12 protein-coding genes and 2 tRNA genes are annotated in these 19,237 nt (G+C 69.7%); 6 read left to right on the top strand and 8 right to left on the bottom strand.

What is annotated here, in order from left to right:
- Positions 1-717 (top strand): response regulator (locus tag D7X74_RS26145; RefSeq protein WP_147446680.1); only part of this gene is annotated, 717 nt, incomplete at its 5' end.
- 60 nt (positions 718-777) lie between these two features.
- Here D7X74_RS26145 and D7X74_RS26140 read toward each other — a convergent pair.
- The 3 genes from D7X74_RS26140 to D7X74_RS26130 all read right to left on the bottom strand — a co-directional run bounded on the left by D7X74_RS26140 (position 778) and on the right by D7X74_RS26130 (position 9,458).
- A complete protein-coding gene (locus tag D7X74_RS26140; protein WP_120535718.1) occupies positions 778-6,312 on the bottom strand; it encodes a DNA repair ATPase in 5,535 nt (1,844 codons plus the stop codon).
- Between the two features lie 59 nt (positions 6,313-6,371).
- Positions 6,372-8,531, bottom strand: a complete 2,160-nt coding sequence (locus D7X74_RS26135) for a flotillin family protein (RefSeq protein WP_120535717.1) — start codon at positions 8,529-8,531, stop codon at positions 6,372-6,374.
- 114 nt (positions 8,532-8,645) lie between these two features.
- Positions 8,646-9,458, bottom strand: coding sequence for a hypothetical protein (locus D7X74_RS26130; RefSeq protein ID WP_120535716.1), 813 nt, complete (start codon positions 9,456-9,458; stop codon positions 8,646-8,648).
- Positions 9,459-9,667: 209 nt separating this feature from the next.
- Between D7X74_RS26130 and D7X74_RS26125 the strand changes: the two genes are divergently transcribed.
- The 4 genes from D7X74_RS26125 to D7X74_RS26110 all read left to right on the top strand — a co-directional run bounded on the left by D7X74_RS26125 (position 9,668) and on the right by D7X74_RS26110 (position 13,061).
- Positions 9,668-10,792, top strand: a complete 1,125-nt coding sequence (locus D7X74_RS26125; RefSeq protein ID WP_233595427.1) for a DNA topoisomerase IB — start codon at positions 9,668-9,670, stop codon at positions 10,790-10,792.
- Positions 10,793-10,902: 110 nt separating this feature from the next.
- Entirely contained in the window at positions 10,903-11,637 is a 735-nt protein-coding gene (locus D7X74_RS26120) for a 2OG-Fe(II) oxygenase (protein ID WP_120535715.1), read from the top strand.
- 122 nt (positions 11,638-11,759) lie between these two features.
- Complete coding sequence (locus D7X74_RS26115) at positions 11,760-11,960, top strand: hypothetical protein (protein WP_120535714.1); 201 nt, start codon at positions 11,760-11,762, stop codon at positions 11,958-11,960.
- Between the two features lie 36 nt (positions 11,961-11,996).
- Positions 11,997-13,061, top strand: a complete 1,065-nt coding sequence (locus tag D7X74_RS26110; RefSeq protein ID WP_120535713.1) for a patatin-like phospholipase family protein — start codon at positions 11,997-11,999, stop codon at positions 13,059-13,061.
- A gap of 7 nt (positions 13,062-13,068) precedes the next feature.
- Here the strand turns inward: D7X74_RS26110 and D7X74_RS26105 are convergent, their stop codons facing one another.
- The 5 genes from D7X74_RS26105 to murJ all read right to left on the bottom strand — a co-directional run bounded on the left by D7X74_RS26105 (position 13,069) and on the right by murJ (position 18,862).
- Entirely contained in the window at positions 13,069-14,283 is a 1,215-nt protein-coding gene (locus D7X74_RS26105; RefSeq protein ID WP_120535712.1) for a triacylglycerol lipase, read from the bottom strand.
- 268 nt (positions 14,284-14,551) lie between these two features.
- Positions 14,552-14,625, bottom strand: a tRNA-Met gene (locus tag D7X74_RS26100).
- 81 nt (positions 14,626-14,706) lie between these two features.
- Positions 14,707-14,780 (bottom strand) — tRNA-Met (locus D7X74_RS26095).
- Positions 14,781-14,882: 102 nt separating this feature from the next.
- Positions 14,883-16,871 (bottom strand): S1 RNA-binding domain-containing protein, encoded by a 1,989-nt coding sequence (locus tag D7X74_RS26090; protein ID WP_120535711.1) that lies wholly within the window; start codon positions 16,869-16,871, stop codon positions 14,883-14,885.
- 227 nt (positions 16,872-17,098) lie between these two features.
- Entirely contained in the window at positions 17,099-18,862 is a 1,764-nt protein-coding gene (murJ, locus tag D7X74_RS26085) for a murein biosynthesis integral membrane protein MurJ (RefSeq protein WP_370450807.1), read from the bottom strand.
- A 68-nt stretch (positions 18,863-18,930) separates the two neighbouring features.
- Here murJ and D7X74_RS26080 point away from each other — a divergent pair.
- The coding region (locus D7X74_RS26080) for a ferritin family protein (protein WP_304984930.1) at positions 18,931-19,237 on the top strand (307 nt) is incomplete at its 3' end.

Genomic DNA, 19,237 nt, shown 5'->3' with positions numbered 1-19,237 from the left:
CTCATCGCCGAGGACGACGACTTCGGTGCGCAGCTCCTCCGTCAGTTGCTGACCCGGCGCGGTCACGACGTGCACTCCGCCACCAGCGGCTTCGAAGCGCTGAAGCGGCTCGAAGCGGACACCTACGACCTGCTGCTCCTGGATCTCCACATGCCGGAGCTGGACGGATTCGAGGTCATCCGGAGCATCCGTCAGCGCGAACAGTCGACGGGCGCGCACCTGCCGGTGGTGGCGGTGACGGCCCGCTCACGCCGGCAGGATCGCGAGCGCTGTCTGGCCGCGGGCATGGACGACTTCCTGACCAAGCCCATCATCGCCAACGACCTCTGGGCGGTGCTCGAGCGCTTGGACCGCCGTCGAGCGCTCCGCCAGCTCCTGGATGCGCCGGTCCTGCTGTCGGCGTGCGGGGAAGACGCTCCGCTGCTCACGAAGCTCTGCGATGCGCTCATCGCGCGCCTGCCCGTCGACCTCGCCTCGCTCGACGAGGCGATCCGCCACGGTGACGCGCATCGGCTGCGTCAGTGCGCGCACAAGCTCTCCGGAGTGCTGGCGACCTTTTCGAGCCTCGCGGGTGACCTCGCCTCCCAGATCGAGGACCGCGCGGAGGAGGGGCTTCCCCAGGAGGCCGCGCCGCTGGCCGCGCGGCTCCAGGCACTCTCGGGGGACCTGTTGATCGCCGTGCGGGGGCTGACCGTCAACGAGCTTCGCGGCGAATGAGCCGGGCCCCGACCGTCGTACGCCATGGGGGCGGTGTCCCCACGGCGCACGGGGCCCGCGCTAACGCCGCAGCATGCCGCGCAGCAGCTCCAGCGCTTCGGTGATGCCCTGCCACACCTGGAGGGCCTTGATGCCCTCCCCTTCGCCCTGCACGTTGCGGCGGGCAGCGCGCTCCAGCGGCAGGAGCGCCCCTTCCACCAGCTCAATCTGCCGGCTGAGCTCCGCCGGAGACGGACCGCTCGCCGCGCGCTGGAGCGACTCGGCCGGGGACTGCGCCGGCATGGACACGGACACCGGCCGGTCCGCCAGGGCGGAGATGGCGTGGGAGAGCTGCGCCAGGTACGGCCCGAAGTCGGGGGCCGGCGCGGCCAGCGGCACATTGCGCAGGGTGGGCGCCTCGGACGCGGTCGCCACGCGTTCCGTGAGGGCCTTGAGCAGCTGGGCCAGGTGCTTGAGGTACGGGGCCAGGTCCGTCGCCGGAGCGGACGGGACGACCACCGGGGCCGGGGCCACCGGCGGCGGCTTCGCGGCCGTCTCGCGACCCACGCGGGCGACCTCCAGGACGGCCTCGCGCAGGGCCTCCAGGTGCGGGGCCACCTCCACCAGGGGGTCCACGTCGGGGGCACTGCCCGCCTGCGCGGCGGCCTGGACCACGGCGTCGCGCACCGCGCCCAGCTGCTCCTCGATGGCGCCCAGCTGACCGGTGACGCGCGCCACGGGGTCGTCTTCCTTGCCCCCCATGCGCTTCACGCGGGCGAAGCCCTGCTTGATCTCCTCCCAGCGCTTCGCCTTCTCCGGCGTCAGGCGCCCGCGCATCTCCGCCAGCTTGAGCAGGTTCTGCTCCGCGGCGGTGGTGAGCGTCTGGGATTCGCCCTGGTAGTGGTCGTCGATGCGACGCTCCAGCTCGTCGTCCGTCATCGCGGAGACGACCTTCTCCGCCATCTTGCCCATGTTGCGGTAGCTGCCCTGCAACTTGAACGGCGGCTCCGTGCGGAAGCGCTCGTCCTGCGCGGCGGAGGCGATGTACTGGAGGTTCACCTTGAGCAGCACCTGCTGCACGCGGAACAGCCGCTGGAAGACGGCGACAATCTCCTGGAGCTCCGCCGCCGCGTAGCCGTGCTTCAGCTCGCCGGAAGGGACATCCTCCCCCTTCGCCATCCGGATGAGGCGGTGCACGTCCTGCGGGTCGCGCGTGGCCAGCGGCGCCAGCACCGGGTTGGAGGTGAGCGCGTTCTCCAGGTAGCTGAGCGCGAACAGCTCTTCCTTGCCATCCAGGATGTCGCCCAGGTTGTACGTGTCCGCGCGGTTGGCGAGCATGTCCGGGATGCGGAAGCGCTCACCCGTCTCCGTGTACGGGTTGCCGGCCATCACCACGCAGAACTTCTTGCCGCGCAAATCGTACGTGCGCGTCTGGCCATTCCAGACACCCTCCACGCGGCGCTGGCCGTCGCACAGGGAGATGAACTTCTGGAGCAGCTCCGGATCCGTGTGCTGGATGTCGTCGAGGTAGAGCATCACGTTGTTGCCCATCTCGAAGGACAGGTTGATGCGCTCCACCTCCTGCCGCGCGGTGGCGTTGGGCGCCTCCGACGGATCCAACGACTTCACGGAGTGGCCCAGCGCCGGTCCGTTCACCTTCACGAAGGTGAGGCCCAGGCGGCTGGCCACGTACTCCATCAGCGTCGTCTTGCCGTAGCCGGGCGGCGACATGAGCAGCAGCATGCCCATGCGGTCCGTGCGCTTGCCCTCGCCCGCCGCGCCCAGCTGCTTGGCCAGGTTGGCGCCGATGAGCGGCAGGTACACCTCGTCGATGAGCCGGTTGCGCACGAAGCTCGTGAGCACCTTGGGCGTCAGCTCCTCCAGCCGCAGCTTGCGCCGCTCCTTGTCCAGCAGGTCGCGCAGGTACGCGCGGTAGGCCATGTACGCGGGCACGCGCACCTGACGGAACTCGCCCAGCCGGGACAGGAACTCATCCAGGCGCAGCGGCAGCTTGCGGTCCTGCACGCGCGGGTGGCTGCCCAAGAGGCCCGTGGCCTCCGAGGACGTGATGGCGCCCGCCGTCTCGCGGTCCAGCTTGCGCTCGGTGATGAGCACCACCGCCGTCTCCAGCGACACGTAGGCCGCGTCGCCCGCGCCCCCCTCGCGCTTCGCGAGGAACGCGTCCACCCAGGCCCGCGCGATGCGCAGGCGCTCCGGCAGGTTCTTCTCCAGGCCGCGCAGGTCCTCGTCGAACGCGGTGCGCGAGCCGTGCCGGTCCAGGTGCGCGAGGAAGGCGTCCTTCACCGCCAGGGCCTCGCGGCTGGTGGTGAAGCGGGGGTTCGCCACCGCCAGCTCCTCCACGAGGTAGCGGCCCGCCTGCCGTCCTTCCGCGGGCGACGCCGCGAGCCCGTGGCCCTTGAGGAACGCGAGCACCTGTTCGCCCAGCTCGTCGCCCAGGGCCACCAGGTCCGACGACGTGTCGAACGCCTGGCGAAGCCGCGCGAGGCTCTGCGCGCGCCGGTGGAACACACCCCGGAGCGTGTCGTCCGTGTCGAACGCCCAGTAGAGCGCGGCCCAGGCGCGAGGCACCGGGGCGAAGCGCAGCAGGCCCGCGCCCTGATGCAGCGCGAGCAGCTTCTCCAGGAGCGACACCGCGTCCGCGTCGTGCACGCCGCGCTCGTAGCCCTCGTCGAAGCGGTCCGCCGAATATGCCCGCACCCGCTCCAGCAGCTGTCCCTGCGCGCCGGCCTCGTACAGCGCCGCGAGCGTCAAGCCGCCCTTGCCCTCTTCCGCGTCCAGCAGCAGCGCCGCGGCCAGGTACTCCGAGCGGTAGACGTCGCGCGTCTCGGAGACGAGGTGCTGCTCCCACAGCTCCCGGTACTTGAGCAGCTCCGGGTCCTCCAGCTTCTGCGTGTAGTCGGAGCCGGTCAGCTGCAGGTACAGCGCGCCGTCGCGCGGCACCAGCGTCAGGTCCAGGGGCTGCGTGTTGACGTGGAAGCGGTAGGGCCCCAGCTTGATGAGGCCCTCGCCGCCCTCGAACAGGTCCTGCCGGTCGCGCAGGGCGCGCAGGGCGTCCTGCTTGGCGGACTTCACCCGCGACATCACCTCGTCCGAGCGCACGCTGTCCTGCAGCGCCAGGAGCTGCTCGGCCAGCTGCCGCAGCTTGAGGATCATCGCGTCGGACGCGAAGTAGGCGTTGAGTTCGTCGTCCGCCTTGAACGCCTTCGCCCGCCGCTGCACACCCTGGAGGATGCGCTCCGCGGCGCTGAAGAGGCCGGACGCGCGGCGCTGGCGCTCGTCCACCAGCGACTGCTTGCGCGCGCCGAAGGCCTCCAGCAGCTCCTCGCGCTTCTGGGTGATCTGCCCCAGGAACTCGTCGAACTCGCCGAAGCGGCCCTCCAGCTCCTCCAGCATCACGGTGAGCCGCGACAGCGCCTCGTCGCACTTCTCCGGAGCATCCGCCTGGGACAGCGCGTTCTCGATGCTCTGGCCCAGCAGCTTGAACTGCGCGCCGAACTCCGCGCGCTTCTCCCGGCTGCTCAGCTCCTTGCGCCGCGCCTGGAGCCCCGCGCGCACGCGGTTCAGGCGGCTGAACAATTCGGAGATGCCCTCCAGGATGCGGGCACGCGCCAGCGGGTCGCCCACCTGGAGTCCACCCACCACCTCGCCCAGCACCTCCAGGCCCTGGCCGGTGCGCTCCACGTCCTCCACCAGCGGCGCCAGCTCCGCCGTCGTGGTGACAGGCTCCAGCCGCTCCAGCAGGCCGTCCAGCCGGGTGGCCAGCGGTTGGAGCGCTTCGCCCTTCTGGAGGAAGTCCACGCACGCGGTGCTCACGGCGTCGGACGCGGCCACCACCGCCTGCTCCAGGGCGTCCACGCGCCCCAGGTCCATGTAGCGGATGTCCTTCAGGGTGATGAGGTGCCCGCGGTGCCGGCGCAGGTCCGCCAGCGCCCGCATGAAGCCCTCCGCGTCGGTGAGCCCCTCCGGCTGGGACTGGAGCAGGAGCGTGTCCTGCGCCGTCACCGCCTGCGCGAACGACTCCTCCGCGCGCTTGCGCATCGCGAGGACCTTCTCGAACTCATCGATGATGAGCTCGGAGGTGCGCCGCAGGAGTTCAATGGGCTCCTGGAGCCCGACCTCCGCGTGGTTCAGCCAGTAGTACGCGTCCAGCGCCCGCGTGGCCGCGGACACCAGGTCCTCGTACGTCCGGCGGGTGGGCTTGTCCGTCTTCGCCACGCGCGGCAGCGTCAGCGCGTCGCTGATGCCGCGCACCAGCTCCGCGTTGCCCACCTTGCCCAGGTAGCCCGGCGCGGGAGGCAACTGCGCCGCGTGCTCGTCGGAGACGAACGGCGTCTGCCACACCTGCATGGGGTGCACGCGCGTGGGCTCCTGCGACGTGGCGCGGAACACCACCAGCCCACCGTCCGCGAAGAGGCTCATGCCGTTGGAGACAAGGGGCGTCTGCACCTCCTTGCGCACCAGGTTGTACGGGAACAGCACGTAGCTGCCCTCGTCCCGGCGGTGGAAGACGTAGAGCACGTCCTCCCCGTTGGGCGAGCGCACCGCGTGGTGGAACTCCATCTGCTCCGACGCGCCGTCGAAGACCTTGTAGTCGCCCGTCTGGAGGTAGTAGCCGCCCGGGAAGACGATGCCCTGGTCCTCCGGCAGCCGCACGCAGGACTGCCCGATGGCGTCGATGCGCACCACGTGCTGGGTGCGCGCGTTGAAGACGAGGTAGCGGTGCGCCTTCTCCCGGAACGGGAGCACGCGCAGCAGGATGAGGCCGCCCACCTGCGTCCAGGCGAACTCCGCGTCATCCAGCGATTGATCCGGGTCGTCCACCGGCTCGCTGTAGATGCCCAGGCCGGTGGTGGTGTTGTCCTCGACCTTGATGGTGAGGTCGCCCTTCACCGTCTCCACGAAGACCTGATCCAGCACGTTGACGTGCGGGTGCTGGCCCAGCACGTACTGCTCGCGCGTGGCCACCGTCCACTCGAAGTCGTGCGACGGCGGGAAGACGTGATCGCGCTCGCCCTGGTTGTCGACGTAGGTGGCGCGGCCCTCCACGTCCACGTTGAAGCGGAAGACCTTGAGGTCGCGCGCGGACTGGCCCGTCTGGAACACCGCCAGCAGGCGCGAGTCCCGCCGGCGCAGCTGCAACAGCTTCGCGTCCTTGTAGTACTTGTACAGCTCGCCGAAGTCCTTCACGAACCGGGGGTCCGCGAGGAAGCCGCCGGCCTCCGTGGAGGGAACGGCGGACAGGTCGAAGCCCTCGGCCGTCTTCTCGAAGCGGTGCAGCGAGAAGACGTCCGAGACGACCGTCTCCTTCTTCAGGCCGATGAAGACGTTGTAGCCGAAGAGGAGGTACTTCCCGACGCTGACGATGTCGCGCGGGACGCAGTTGTTCTCCGTGCGCACCCGCTCGTTGCCGATGACGGTGAGTTCCGTGCCACCAAAGAGCGCCTTGCGCCGGGCGTTGAGGTCGTTCGCCTGGGTCGCCAGTGCGTCCGCCTGGGAGTGGAGGCGCGCACGGATGACCTCGTAGCTGCCGCCCTCCAGCGTCGCCTCGCCCCCGGGCACAGGGGTGCCCGGGGTCTTGCCGCTGTCAGTTGCCATGGATGTTCACCGAAAAGGGATGCGGTTCGCGGATGCGCCGGAGGGAAGGCCCTTGAGGGCTAGCCCTGCTTCTCGAGGAGGGCCGCGGCCTCCGTCTGCACGAGGGCCTTGATGCCGGCGGCCGTGGAGGCGGTGGGGCTCAGGGACATCCGGTTGAGCAGCGCGGCGACGGCCAGGTTCTGCGCGTCGTTGCTGAGACCCGGCTTGGAGAGGATCTCCTTCAGGTCCGCGGGCAGGTCCTTCTCGCCGTTGAGGTAGCCACCGAGCGTCTTCTTCAGCGCCTCGCTGTGATCCAGCGCGCCGTCCACGGAGCTGCCGAAGGAGACGGCCTTGATGAAGTTCTCGAAGAACTTCCCGTCGCCGCCGACGATCTGGAACTTCGCGTTGCCGAAGGCCTGACCCAGCACCTGGGCCTGCGCCTGGGCGATGTCCTTGCGCACGTTGATGGCCGCCAGTTCCACGTCGCGCTCCTTGTTGAGGCGCAGGCGGTACTCCTCGTGCTCGCGACCCACGCCGTCCAGGGCCTTCATCGCGGTGGCCTTCTCCGACAGGCCCCGCGCCTCGGCCATCAGCTTCTCCTGGATGGCGGCGGCCTCGGCGAGCAGCTTCTCGCGCATGGCGAACGCCTCCGCCTCGCCGCGCTTGTGGATGGCGCCGGCTTCCGCCTCCTGCACGCGGGCCTGGGCCATGCCCTTCTCCTCCATACCGGAGGCCTCGGCGAGCAGCTTCTCGCGCGTGGCGGAGGCCTGCGCCTGGCCCTGCTTCTGGATGACGGAGGCCTCGGCCTCCTTCACGCGCACCTGCGCCATGCCCAGCTTCTCGGTCGCGACCGCGTCGGCTTCACGCACGCGCACGTTGGCGAGCCCCGCCGCGGCGGACTCGGCCTGGATGCCCTCGGCCAGGCGCATCTTCGCCTTGGCCGACTTGTCCGCGGCCTCCAGGTCCGCCTCCGCGAGGGTCAGCTTCTCCTTGGCGAGGAAGACGGCGATCTTCGCGCTCGCGTCCGCGGCCTGGATGTCCTTGACGGACGCCTCTTCCGCGTGCGCCTGGGCGGCGATGATGATGGCGTCCTTGTTGCGCTTGGCCTCCGACGTCACGCGCAGGTCCTTGATGTTCTCCTCTTCCTGGGCGACGGTCTTCTCCACCGCGATGCGGGCGCGCACCACGTCGGCGATGGCCTTCTTCTCGCCTTCGAGCGCCTTCTCCTTGGAGATGCGCTGCAGTTCCGTCTCGCGCTCGCGGTTGATGGCTTCCAGGGCGCGGTCCTTCTCCACGCGCTCGGTCTCCACGCCCACCACGCGCTCGCGGTTCTTCTGCGCCACCTGCACCTGGCGCGTCTTGTTCTCCTCGTTGATGGCGATCTCTTCTTCGGCCTTGATGCGCGCGAGCTGCGCCTTGGCGAACTCCTCGCTCTTCACGCGGTCGGCCTCGGCCGTCTCACGCGCCTGGATGCTGTCGATCTCCCGGCGCTGCTTGGCGGCGGCCTCTTCGCGCTGACGCTGCAGGGCGAAGATGGCCTCGTCGGCTTCCACGTCGCGCTTCGTCACGGCCATGCGCTCGGACTGGCGCAGCTCGTTGGTGAAGACATTCTGCTCGGTGGTCAGCTGGGTGATCTTCCGGATGCCCTGGGCGTCCAGGATGTTGTCCTTGTCGAGCATCTCCACCGGGGTCTGCTCGAGGAAGTCGATGGCGCAGTCCTCCAGCATGTAGCCGTTGAGGTCGCGGCCGATGGTGCCGACCACCTTGTCCTTGATCTCATCGCGCTTGGTGTAGAGCTGCTCGAAGTCGAAGCTCTTGCCCACCGTCTTGAGGGCCTCGGAGAACTTGGCCTCGAAGAGGTTCTCCAACGTCTCCTGGTCGCTGGCGCGCACGCAGCCGATGGACTGGGCGACCTTGAGCACGTCCTCGCGGGTCTTGTTCACGCGCACGAAGAAGGTGACCTTGATGTCCGCCCGGATGTTGTCCTGGCAGATGAGGCCTTCCTTGCCGCGACGGTCGATCTCCACCGTCTTCAGCGAGATGTCCATCACCTCCGCGCGGTGGACGATGGGGAGGACGACGGCGCCGGTGAACGTCACCGTGGGCTCCGTCTTCATCGTGTTGACGATGAGCACCTTGCCCTGATCCACCTGGCGGTAGAACTTCGCCACGCTGACGAAGATGCCGAAGAGGATGATGACGCCGCCGCCGATGATTGCTGCCAGGCTGATGGGATCCATGGCCTTCCTGTGAAGTCGTTGGGCGGGCCTTGTTCCAAGCACTCGGGGTCCCCCGCGAAAGCCACCCGGTGCCGATTGTCGCGCCCGTCCGGAAGGCCCGGAGGACGCCAATGTTCATCGCTGCGAGCGGGCCCTCGCGACGGCCGCTGCCTTGAGCGGATCGCGAAGCTGCTCCATTTCCTGCGGCAGGAGCCAGTCCACCGGCTCCACCTCGTAGACACCGCGCTCGGCGTCGTAGCCGAGGATCAACGCCGGCTCGCCCCGCTTGAGCTGGTTGGGCTTGTCACAGACGACGTTGAGGATGAGGCCCGCGGCCCCGTCATTGAAGGTCGCGTGGCCGTCGCGCGCGTTCACGCTGCCACTGGAGATGCTGCACACGCGGCCCATCAGGGCCTCGCGGCCCGGGGCCTTCTTGGCGATGAAGATGGGCCGCAGGGGCCGCACCGCGAGTCCGGCCACCCCCGTACCCACCGCGAAGCAGCCCAGGCCCAGGCCCGTGCTGATGAGCCAGGAGGGCAGCATGGAGAGCGCGCCGTGCGCCATCTGGCCGGTCAGCAGGGACAGCGACCAGGACAGGAACACCACCAGGCTCACCGACACGGTGATGGGGATGCCCCCGAAGCCCAGCGCCGCGAGCAGGCCGGTGGCGGCCTCCGCGTCATGCGCGTGCGAGTGTCCGCCGTGGCCATGCCCCGAGACGGCCTTCGCGCCGCCCTCCAGGAGCCCCGACGTGGCCTTGGCCCCGCCCTCGAACGCGCCACTCACCGCCTTGGCGCCGCCTTCCAGGTCGATGTGGGCGTCACCGTCCAGCATGTCGATGCCCGCCGCGCCGATGATCACGCAGAGCCAATAGGCCAGCACCACCCCGAGGAAGGCGGTGAAGATCGCGGTCGGAAACGCCACCAGGGCGTCGAGGAAGGTCGTCATGCCTCGGGAATACGTTGGGAGTTTGGAGTCGCAAGTGAGTGTAAGCGACTGCACCCGTATCCGAAAATGCCACCCGGGGCTTTTCCACCTGTCTGGAGGGCATGCAGCCAGGAGCCGCGCGGGATTGCCGGTCGGCGGCGGGCTGCGCACTACAGGGTGAGCCCGGGCGTCCAGGTGTCCTGGAGCCCCCGGCCCCTGGGATGGTCTTGATGCCCTCCAACCTCGCTGTCTTGGAAACAGAGCGGACTTCCAGTGGCCCGCGGGCCTCCCGCGGCCTGACGCAGTTGGAGCGGCTGCGCCGGGATGGGCTGCGCCGGTTGGGGACGATGAAGCGGGGCTTCCGCTACGTGGATGCGAACGGCCGCGCGGTGTCCCAGGCGGAGCGCGAGCGCATCGAGGCGTTGAAGCTGCCCCCGGCGTGGACGGAGGTGGCCATCGCGACGAAGGCGTCCGCGCGGCTCCAGGCGGTGGGACGGGATGGTGCGGGCCGCTGGCAGTACCGCTACAGCGAGGCGCATACGCAGCGGCAGCAGTCGGTGAAGTTCCAGCGCATCGTGGGCTTCGCGCGGGCGCTGCCGAAGATGCGGCGGCAGGTGAACAAGGATCTGCGCAAGCGGGGGCTGGTCCGAGAGCGGGTGCTCGCGGGAATGCTGCGCATCCTGGGCACGTGCTTCATCCGCCCGGGCAGCCAGCGCTACGCGGAGGAGCACGGCAGCTTCGGGCTGGCCACGTTGAGGGCGCGCCACGTGAAGGTGACGGGCGACACGGTGGTGTTCGACTACCCGGGCAAGTCGGGCGTGCGCCAGCACCGGGAGCTCAAGGACCGCCGCGTGGCCACGCTCGTACGGCAGTTGCTGAAGGTGCGCGGGCGCGACGTCTTCAAGTTCGTGGTGGACGACGGCGCGGTGGTGGACGTGCGGCGCCGTCACCTCAACGAGTACATCCAGCAGGTGATGGGGCCCGGCTACAGCGCGAAGGACTTCCGCACCTGGGCCGGAACGCTCATCTGCGCGTGCGCGCTGGCCAGGACCCGCGAGCACGAGAAGCGCGAAGGCGACGCCGGGCCCGTGAAGAAGACCATCCTGAAGAAGACCATGGTGGCCGCGGTGCGCGAGGCCTCCGAACACCTGGGCAACACACCCGCCGTCGCCAGGGCGTCGTACATCTACCCGTCGGTGCTCGCCCTCTTCGAGCGGGGCCAGGTGGTGGACCGCTACTTCAAGTCCGTGGACGAGCTGGCGGCGCACGCGGGCGAGGGCATGCACTGTTCGGAGAAGGCCCTGCTCCACATGCTGGGCCGGGCCAAGGGATGCGTGGAGCAGGCGGCGATGTAGCGGGCACCTGACTCCGGACTCCGAGCTTGGGGACAGGGGGCCCGCCCGGAAGGGAGGCGACCGGGGCGGGACCATTCTCGCGGAAGCGGGAAGGCGTTAGCGTCCTGCCCGTGCCCGAGTACGTCACCCACCGCGACGCCCTGCCCCGCGCCGAACTGGAGTCCCTGAGGGACGCCCTGCTCGGTTCGCGCTTCGTCGCGCGCAGTCCGCTGATGGGCACCTTCCGCGCGAGCCGGGGCTTCTCGTTCATTTTCACGCAGGCGGGCCGCGCGACCTTGGAGGAGCGCTTCCCATTCCTGTCCGCGTACCTGCGCTGCATCCTGGATGGCGACAGCGCCCGGGAGCTGGTGCCGCGAACACGATGGCGCTGGTTCGGGGCCCGCGCCGCCGCGCAGCGTCCCAATGCCTTCTACCTGAACCTGTTGCTGCTGGACGCGGGGACGCCGGTGGGGCGCCACATCGACGCGACGTTGCAGGAGCCCAGTGGCCTGCGGCACGCGACGCCCGCGCACGTGAGCGTGCTCTACCTGCGCGTGCCCCCCGAAGCGCGCGGCGGAGCACTGCGGCTGTTCCGCGACAACGAGGCCAAGGGCGATGTGGCGCCCGAGCCGGGCCTGCTGGTCCACTTCCGGGGCGACCTCGCGCACGAGGTGCAACCCTTCACGGGCGGCCCCGAAGGCGCGCTGCGGGCAAGCCTCGTGTGCGAGCAGTACGCGTTCACGAACCGGGTCCTCGCGCGCATCCCCGAGTTCCGCATCCAGTCCAAGGCGGGCTTCTCCGCCTACCTGGAGGCCCAGCGGGAGCGCGACGGCGCCTCACCTTCCGTGGGGACCCTGGAAGAATGAGATGACACCGCAGGCCCGGAGCCCCGTCCTGGGGGCATCCGAGCACACTGGCAGGGCTCCGCTTGCGCGCGCCGTGCACCGTAACGACTGTTCCAGTTCACCCCTTGCGAGGGAGCACGGACATGGCTGGAAAGAAGCTGCAGGAGGGTTACGGCGGCACCAGCGAGCAGCGTCAGCGGCACCTCGAGAACGACAACTTTTCCGAACGCGCGCCCCGAAGTCCTGAGGAATTGGAGGAGGTGCGCAGCGAACCGGAACAAGACGGCCACCGGGTGGTGACGCTCAACCCGCTGGAGTCCGAGCCTCCCGACGAGAACCGATAGTCGCCAGATGCGAGCCTGCTAGGTTGCGCGCCCGCGATGAGCCAAAGCCTCACCCTGCTGGCCGGTCCCGACGCCCTGCGCATCCTCCGTGAACGCGGTCTGCGCGCGGAGGATGTGCACATCCTTCCCGGTGCTTCGGGTGGACCGAAGTGGCTGGCGCTGGAGGGCATCGACCGGGTGCTGTTCGGGGAACTCCTCCGGCAGCCTCGCACCCGGCCCCTGCACCTCATCGGCAGCTCCATCGGGAGCTGGCGTCTGGCGTGTCTGGCGCAGAAGGATCCGGTGGCCGCGCTGAAGCGTTTCGCGGACGCGTACCTGGATCAACGCTATCCGCCCAAGCCGCCGCCGTCGCTCGTCAGCGAGACGAGTGCCCAGGTCCTCGAAGCGCTCCTGGGGCCGGACGGCGCGGAGGAGATCCTCACCCATCCGTGGGCCCGGCTCCATGTCGTGACGACCCGGTGCAAGGGGCTGCTGGCGGTGGAGCAGTCCGGGGCGCAGCTCACGGGCTTCGTGCTGGGGGCGCTGGCGAACGCGGTGAGCCGTCGGACGTTGGGACTCCAGATGCAGCGCGTGCTCTTCCACACGGCCGGGGATACGAGCCCGTTCGCGGGGCTCAAGGACCTGCCGTCGGTGCATTGCGCCCTGACGCGGGACAACCTGCGCCCTGCCCTGCTGGCCTCCGGCTCCATCCCCCTGGTGATCGCGGGCGTCCACGACATCCCGGGTGCGCCTCCGGGCACGTACCGGGATGGAGGCGTCGTCGACTACCACCTGGACGTGGACTACGGCGCGGGCGAGGGGTTGGTGCTCTACCCGCACTTCTATCCGTACGTGGTGCCCGGCTGGTTCGACAAGTCCCTGAAGTGGCGCCGCGCAGGACCGCTCAACTTCCGCCGCGCGCTGATCATCGCGCCCTCGCCCGCGCACCTGGAGCGACTGCCCGGCAAGCGCATCCCCGACCGCGTCGACTTCACCCGCCTGAAGGACGACGAGCGCATCCGGGCGTGGAAGCAGGTGCTGACGGAAGGGGAACGGATGGGCGACGAGCTGCGCGAGCTGATTGCATCGGGTCGCATCGCAGATCACGTCCAGCCGCTGTAGCCAGCGCTCAGGGCGACAGCCACGCGCGGAGCGCGGCGTAGACCTCCGGGTGGTTGAGCAGGTCCAGGTGGTTCGCGCGCAGGATGATCCGCTGATTCGCTTCCGGGAATCGCAGCGTCAGCTCCGGCTGGAGGTGCCGTCCGAGCGCACTGGCCACCGGCACCAAGCCGTCGCCGGGAAGCCGCTCCGATTCTTCCTGCGCGGAGGTCGCGGCGACCGCGTAGCACTCCACGCCGTCGGGCAGGGCGAGCTTGCGACGGACATCACCGCCCCAGCCGAAGCGCTCCCGCCCTTCCCAGTGTTCATCCAGCACGTTGCCGAAGCGCAGGTCCGTGACGCCAGCTCCCCGGATCCGTCCGAGCCGCGCGAACGGAGCGCTGTAGGGGCTGATGCCGAGCAGCACGTCGATCCAGCTCCCACCGCGCTCCAGCGGCGAACCGTGGTGCGGGGTGCCAAGACAGACGAGCTTGCGCAGCCGGTGCCGCCAGCCATGCCCCCGCGCCTCTGCGGCGAGGCACGCGCTCCGGGACACGAGGCCCCCCATGCTGTGGCCGATGAGCGTCAGCTCCTCCAGCGGCACGGGCCACGCGGACACGAGTTCCTCCAGCAGCTCCGAGAACGCACGGCCGTTGCGGGAGATGTGCAGCCCGCTGTTGTAGTGGAGATAGACCGCCGTGTACCCGAGCTCCCGCGCCAGCGCCTCCCCATGGTCGTGCCCGAGCCGGTTCCACTGCAGATCATTCATCGAGGAGCCGTGCACCAGCACGAGCAACCGGCTCCCGGCCCCCGGAAGCGCGGCACGCAAGGCGGCTGGCTCCAGGGACAGGCGCTGACCACGGATCCGGAACGCCATCGGAATGGCGAGCGGATTTCCGCCCTCGTGGAGCGCATCCCCCAGCACGCCGTTCAGCGCGGCGACCACCGCCTCCCGCTGCGGCCCGGGCACGCTGTCTCCCAGCCAGGGCGCAAGCTGCGTGATGACGGCGTCGATCCCCGCGCCGACCTGCTGCGTGACGCCCTGAAGCGTCGCGTAGACGAGCCCCGTCAGGGCGCGCACGGGCCGCTCCAGGGGCTTGCCGAGAATCGCGGGGCCGCTGGCGATGGTGCAGTGCATCTCCTGCACGATTCCGATCACGCCCTGGGCAGCCTGCACCGCGAGCCGGCTGGCACCGCGCAAGGCCTCCGCGTTCTTCCGCGCACCACGAAGGGACTGGCTCGTCATGGATTCACTCCCCACGTAACACCGTCCGCCGATGACCTACCCAACCGTAACCTACCGGCGAGTAGGTCGCACGTCAACGCAAGCCCCGGCGTGCAACCGTCGACGAGCGGACGCACGGCCGAGCCCCCACAAAGGCGAGCGGATTCAGGGCGTGAAGGAGAGAGCAGCCAGGAACCCGGAGGCTCACCGGCAGGCCCGTGCGTGGGCGGAAACCCAGACGCTGAAAACAGAAAGGGCCCCAGTCTTTCGACTGGGGCCCTTTCCAGAGTTGCGGGGGCAGGATTTGAACCTGCGACCTTCGGGTTATGAGCCCGACGAGCTACCAGGCTGCTCCACCCCGCGTCACCGTGCTGCGCTTTTGCTTCTACATTTGAACACCAGGGGTCTGGTCTTTCATTTCAACCAGACCCCTGGCTTTTCAAGTTGCGGGGGCAGGATTTGAACCTGCGACCTTCGGGTTATGAGCCCGACGAGCTACCAGGCTGCTCCACCCCGCGGCGAGAACGAGAGGGTAAGTACATCTGCCTCTCGCGACCGTCAACTCTATTCTCGGCGCCCTTCCGCATTGTCGCGAGCGAGCGCCGAGAACGAGTGACGCACTACTTGCCCAGCTTGCTCAGCAGATCCGCGAAGGTGCCGAAGCCCTTCTTGCCCGAGCCCACCGGCTTCTGCGTCTTCTGCCACGCCTCGACCTCGGCGCGCTCCTCGGCGCGGATGGCGCCAGGGATGGACAGGCGGATCTTCCCGGCGGGATCCATGTCGATGATCGCCACCTTCAGCTCCTGCCCGATGGAGAAGTGCTTGCGCATGTCCGTGCCGCGGTCGGTGCCCGTCTCGCTGGCCGGGATGAGGCCCTTGCCGCCCGGGAACGCGAGGAACACGCCGTAGGGCTCCAGCCGATCCACCTTGCCGGTGACGACGTCGCCCACCTTGGGACGCGGCGCCGCGGGCTGCGCGGGCTTCGCCTCCGTGGCCGCCTTCGCCGGACGCTCCTCGGCAGGACGCTGCGCCTCCTCCTCGGAGATGCGGCGCAGGCCGATGCGCTTGTCGTTGGGGTCGATCTTCTCGATGGACACCCAGATGACTTCGCCTTCCTTCACCGCGTCACGCGGGTGCGCGATGCGACGGTCGCTCAGCGCGGAGATGTGCACCAGGCCATCCACGCCCGGGCGCAGCTCCACGAACGCGCCGAACGGCTGCAGCCGGACGACCTTGCCCTGCAGGCGGTCGCCTTCGTGCAGCTCCTCCAGCGCCTTCTTGAACGGATCCTCCTGGCTGGAGCGCAGCGAGAGCGTGATGCGCTCCTTCTGCTTCGCCTTGTCGGAGGAGTTCGGCTGGCCCTCCTCCATGCGGATGATCTCCACCTCCACGTCGTCGCCCTGCTTCACGACCTCGCTGGGGTGACCCACGCGCGTGTAGGACAGCTCGGAGACGGGGATCATGCCCTCCACGCCGCCCAGGTCCACGAACACGCCGAAGTCGCGCACGCCAGAGACCTTGCCCTTGACCGTCTTGCCCACGGCCAGGTTCTTGCGCGTCTCCGTCGCCAGCTTGCGCTGCTCGTCCTCCAGCAGCGACCGGCGCGACAGCACCACGTTGCGGTCCCGGACCTCGGTGACGCGGAACTGGAGCTTCTCGCCGATGAACTGATCCGGCTTCTCCACGAAGCGGATGTCCAGCTGGCTGATGGGGCAGAACGCGCGCATGTCGCCGATGGCGACTTCCACGCCGCCCTTGTTCACGCTGAGCACCATGCCCTCGACGGGCATGCCGGAGGCGCGGGCCTCGGCCAGCATCGCCATGGACGCGTTGCCCTTGGCGAGCGCGCGGCTGAGCAGGATGCCGCGGGCACCCATCTCCACCACGTGCGCATCCAGGCGGTCACCCACGCCGAAGCGCAGGATGCCCTCGTCGTCCTTGAGCTCGCGCAGCTCGATCATCGCCTCGGACTTGCCGGAGCCGTCCAGCGACACGAACGCGGTGTCCGCGCCCAGCTGGAAGATGGTGCCGGAGACCTTCTCGCCCAGGCGCACGCCGCGCCGGCCAGGAGCGCCACCGTCCTTGACCTGCGCCTCGAACATGTCGGCGAAGGACTCGGACTCCTGGACCTCCTCGTAGAGGGGGCTGGAGGGCGCCGGCGTCACCGGACGCGGCGTCGGGGTGGGCGTCGGCGTGGCCGCGGAGGCCTGCGCCTCAGCGCCCGTCTGCTCCGCCGTCGCGGTCGCGTCGGTGGGCTTGTCACCCTCCAGCGCGCGCGTCTCGATGGAGCCGGAGGCCCGCTTCACGACCACCATGGGGCCGGACGGACGACGCTCACCGCCGCCACCACCGCCGGGGCGTCCACCGCGAGGTGCACCCGCATCGCCGCCCTGGGGACGAGGCTGCGGCGACTGTGCATCGCGCGCCCCACGCTCCCGTCCCGGACCGCGCTGCTCGTCGCGGCCTCCGCCGCCACGGCCACCGCCGCGCTCGTTGCCCTGGCCCCCCGAAGGGATGCCCAGCATCACGTCGCCAAACGTGGCCTTCGGCTTCTTGGGACCGAAACCGCCAGGACCGCCCGAATTACCGCCGCTCTTCTCGTCGCTCACTGCCGAGACCTTCCGTTGACGATTTCGACCCCGGACTCCCGTGAAGTCAGGGCCTCTTGAAAAAGGCGGCGCACATTACACGTGCGCCATGTCGGGAGGAAGCCGCATACCGACCTCCCCCTCACAATGGGCCTCCTATCGCAACCGAAAGGGGCCTGTCCTGCATTCCGTTTGCTTTCCCAAGCATCGCCTGGAAGGCAGCCGTCCCACCGTGCGCCGCGCCGCGTCTAGCGGACGAGCTTCAGCTTCCGGCCCACCTTGCGGAAGACAGCGCCCGCCTCGGGAATGCCCAGCGCGGCGGCCACAGCGAAGTAGACGAGTCCGAAGGGAACCGCCACCGCCAACAGCCCCACGACGGGGTGCAGGTGCGGCGGCACCAGCACCGTGCCCCCCCACTGCGCGTCCACCCCGGGCATGGGGCCCAGGAGGGAGGTGAGGCCCTGCTTGACCCCCAGCGCCACGAGCCCACCCACCGCCGCCGCGCCCCACAACCGGCCCAGAAGTCCCGCCGGCAGGCCCACGGGCCCCACGCGCTGCTTCAGCTTGCGGCGCAGGAGCGTCGTCTCCACCCAGGCCACGATGCCGCTGGAGAGGGTGAGGAAGGCCGCACCCAATTCCCGGGGCAGCCCCAGCCGTTCCGGCAGCCACAGCGCCAGGAAGTACGCCTTCACGGTGCCCAGGCTCACGCGCACCACCGCGTATCGCAGGGGCGTCTTCGGATCCTTCAGCGCGTAGAAGGCGGAGGCGTAGAGGCGGCCCACGGTGGAGGCCACCAGGCCCACCGCCGCGCCCATCAGCAGATACCAGAGGTAGCGCGAGTCCGCCGCGCCAAAGCGGCCCGTCTGGAGGAGCGCGCCGCTCACGAGGTCCCCCAGGAAGAGCAGCGCCGCCGCGGACGGCACCACCCAGAAGGCGATCCGCCGCGAACCCGCGTCGATGCGACTTCGCAGCTTCGCGTGCGCGTCCGCCTCCCCTTCCCCGGTGGCGCGCGCCATCTCCGGAAGTTCAGCGGCCGACACCGCCATGCCGAAGAGGCTCACCGGGATGAGGTAGATGGTCTGCGCGTAGAGGAGCGAGGACAGCGCGCGGTTGGAGATGAGGGAGGCGAACGCGGTGTCCACCCACGCGCTGAACTGCACCACGCCGCGCCCCAGCACCACCGGGCCGAAGTTCTTCAGCACCTGGCGCACGGAGGCGCTCGCCAGCGACAGCGCCGGACGGAAGCGCCCCAACAGGCGCAGCACCGTGGGCACCTGCACCGCGAACTGGAGGAAGCTGCCCGCCACCACGCCGTAGGCCAGCCACTCCGTCAGCGCCTCTTCCGCGGCGCGGCCTCCTTGCGCGTACCGCCCCCCCACCGCCAGCAGCGTGGCGATGATGACGACGTTCCACACCACCGGCGCCAGGTACGACAGGAGGAAGCGCCGGTGGCTGTTGAGGATGCCCAGGCACCACGCGCTCAGCACCAGGAAGCCCGTGCCGGGGAACAGGATGCGCACCAGCCGCACCGCCAGGTCGCGCTCGCCGCCCTCGAAGCCCGGCGCGATGAGGTCCACGAACAGCGGCGTGGCCAGCATGCCCAGCGCCACCATCACGCTGGTCGCCAGGGCCAGCAGGCCGAACACCGCGCCCGCGACCCGGTCCGACTCCTCCGCGTCCTTCTTGCCCAGCAGCTGGGCGTACACCGGGATGAAGGAGCCCGACAGGACGCCTTCGCCGAAGAGGTTCTGCAGGAAGTTGGGGATGCGCAGCGCGGCCTTGAAGACGGCGGCGGCCTCCGCGTTGCCCAGGTAGTGCGCGAAGACGCGCTCGCGCACGAGCCCCATCAGCCGCGATGCGAGGATGCCGATGCCCACCAGCATCGCGCCCCGCCCTCCGGCGCGCTCGGGGGCGGCTGGCGGGGTGACGGCCGGGGAGGCAGGCTTCGGGGGCGACGCGGGAGCAGGGACGGTCACGAAGGCGCGGACTCTACGTCCAGCGTCTTGGGCCATGCAGCAGGAAACCCTTCGACCGCTGTTTCACTTGACGGTGCCCCCACGGGTTGCGAGGGTCCGCCCCAATGGCCGGAAAGTCCGACACCGAGCGGTCCGACGTCGCGCGCATCCGCGCCGTGCTGGCACGTGAACTCGAGACCATCAACGAGTACGAGGCCTTCGCGGAGGACTCCTCCAGTCCGGAGGTCCGCGCCTTCTTCCTGCACCTGGCGGCGGAGGAGAAGGAGCACGTCTCCGAGGCCACCCACATGCTCCGGCTGCTCGACAAGGGCCAGGACGCGCACTTCACCAAGCCGTTCGTCGCCGGCCACTTCCAGCAGGCCGTGGGCAGCGTCCCGGCCGAAGCCCCCGCCCCCGCCGAACCTGTGCCGG

Source organism: Corallococcus sp. CA047B (assembly GCF_003612065.1).
GTDB lineage: Bacteria > Myxococcota > Myxococcia > Myxococcales > Myxococcaceae > Corallococcus > Corallococcus praedator.
The sequence above is the reverse complement of the archived record's forward strand: the minus strand, read 5'-3'. Positions and strand labels throughout refer to the sequence as shown.

Coding starts and splice junctions, on each gene's coding strand:
- D7X74_RS26140 (WP_120535718.1), bottom strand. CDS start 6,312: ATGGCAACTGACAGCGGCAAGACCCCGGGCACCCCTGTGCCCGGGGGC.
- D7X74_RS26135 (WP_120535717.1), bottom strand. CDS start 8,531: ATGGATCCCATCAGCCTGGCAGCAATCATCGGCGGCGGCGTCATCATC.
- D7X74_RS26130 (WP_120535716.1), bottom strand. CDS start 9,458: ATGACGACCTTCCTCGACGCCCTGGTGGCGTTTCCGACCGCGATCTTC.
- D7X74_RS26125 (WP_233595427.1), top strand. CDS start 9,668: ATGCCCTCCAACCTCGCTGTCTTGGAAACAGAGCGGACTTCCAGTGGC.
- D7X74_RS26115 (WP_120535714.1), top strand. CDS start 11,760: ATGGCTGGAAAGAAGCTGCAGGAGGGTTACGGCGGCACCAGCGAGCAG.
- D7X74_RS26110 (WP_120535713.1), top strand. CDS start 11,997: ATGAGCCAAAGCCTCACCCTGCTGGCCGGTCCCGACGCCCTGCGCATC.
- D7X74_RS26105 (WP_120535712.1), bottom strand. CDS start 14,283: ATGACGAGCCAGTCCCTTCGTGGTGCGCGGAAGAACGCGGAGGCCTTG.
- murJ (WP_370450807.1), bottom strand. CDS start 18,862: ATGGCCCAAGACGCTGGACGTAGAGTCCGCGCCTTCGTGACCGTCCCT.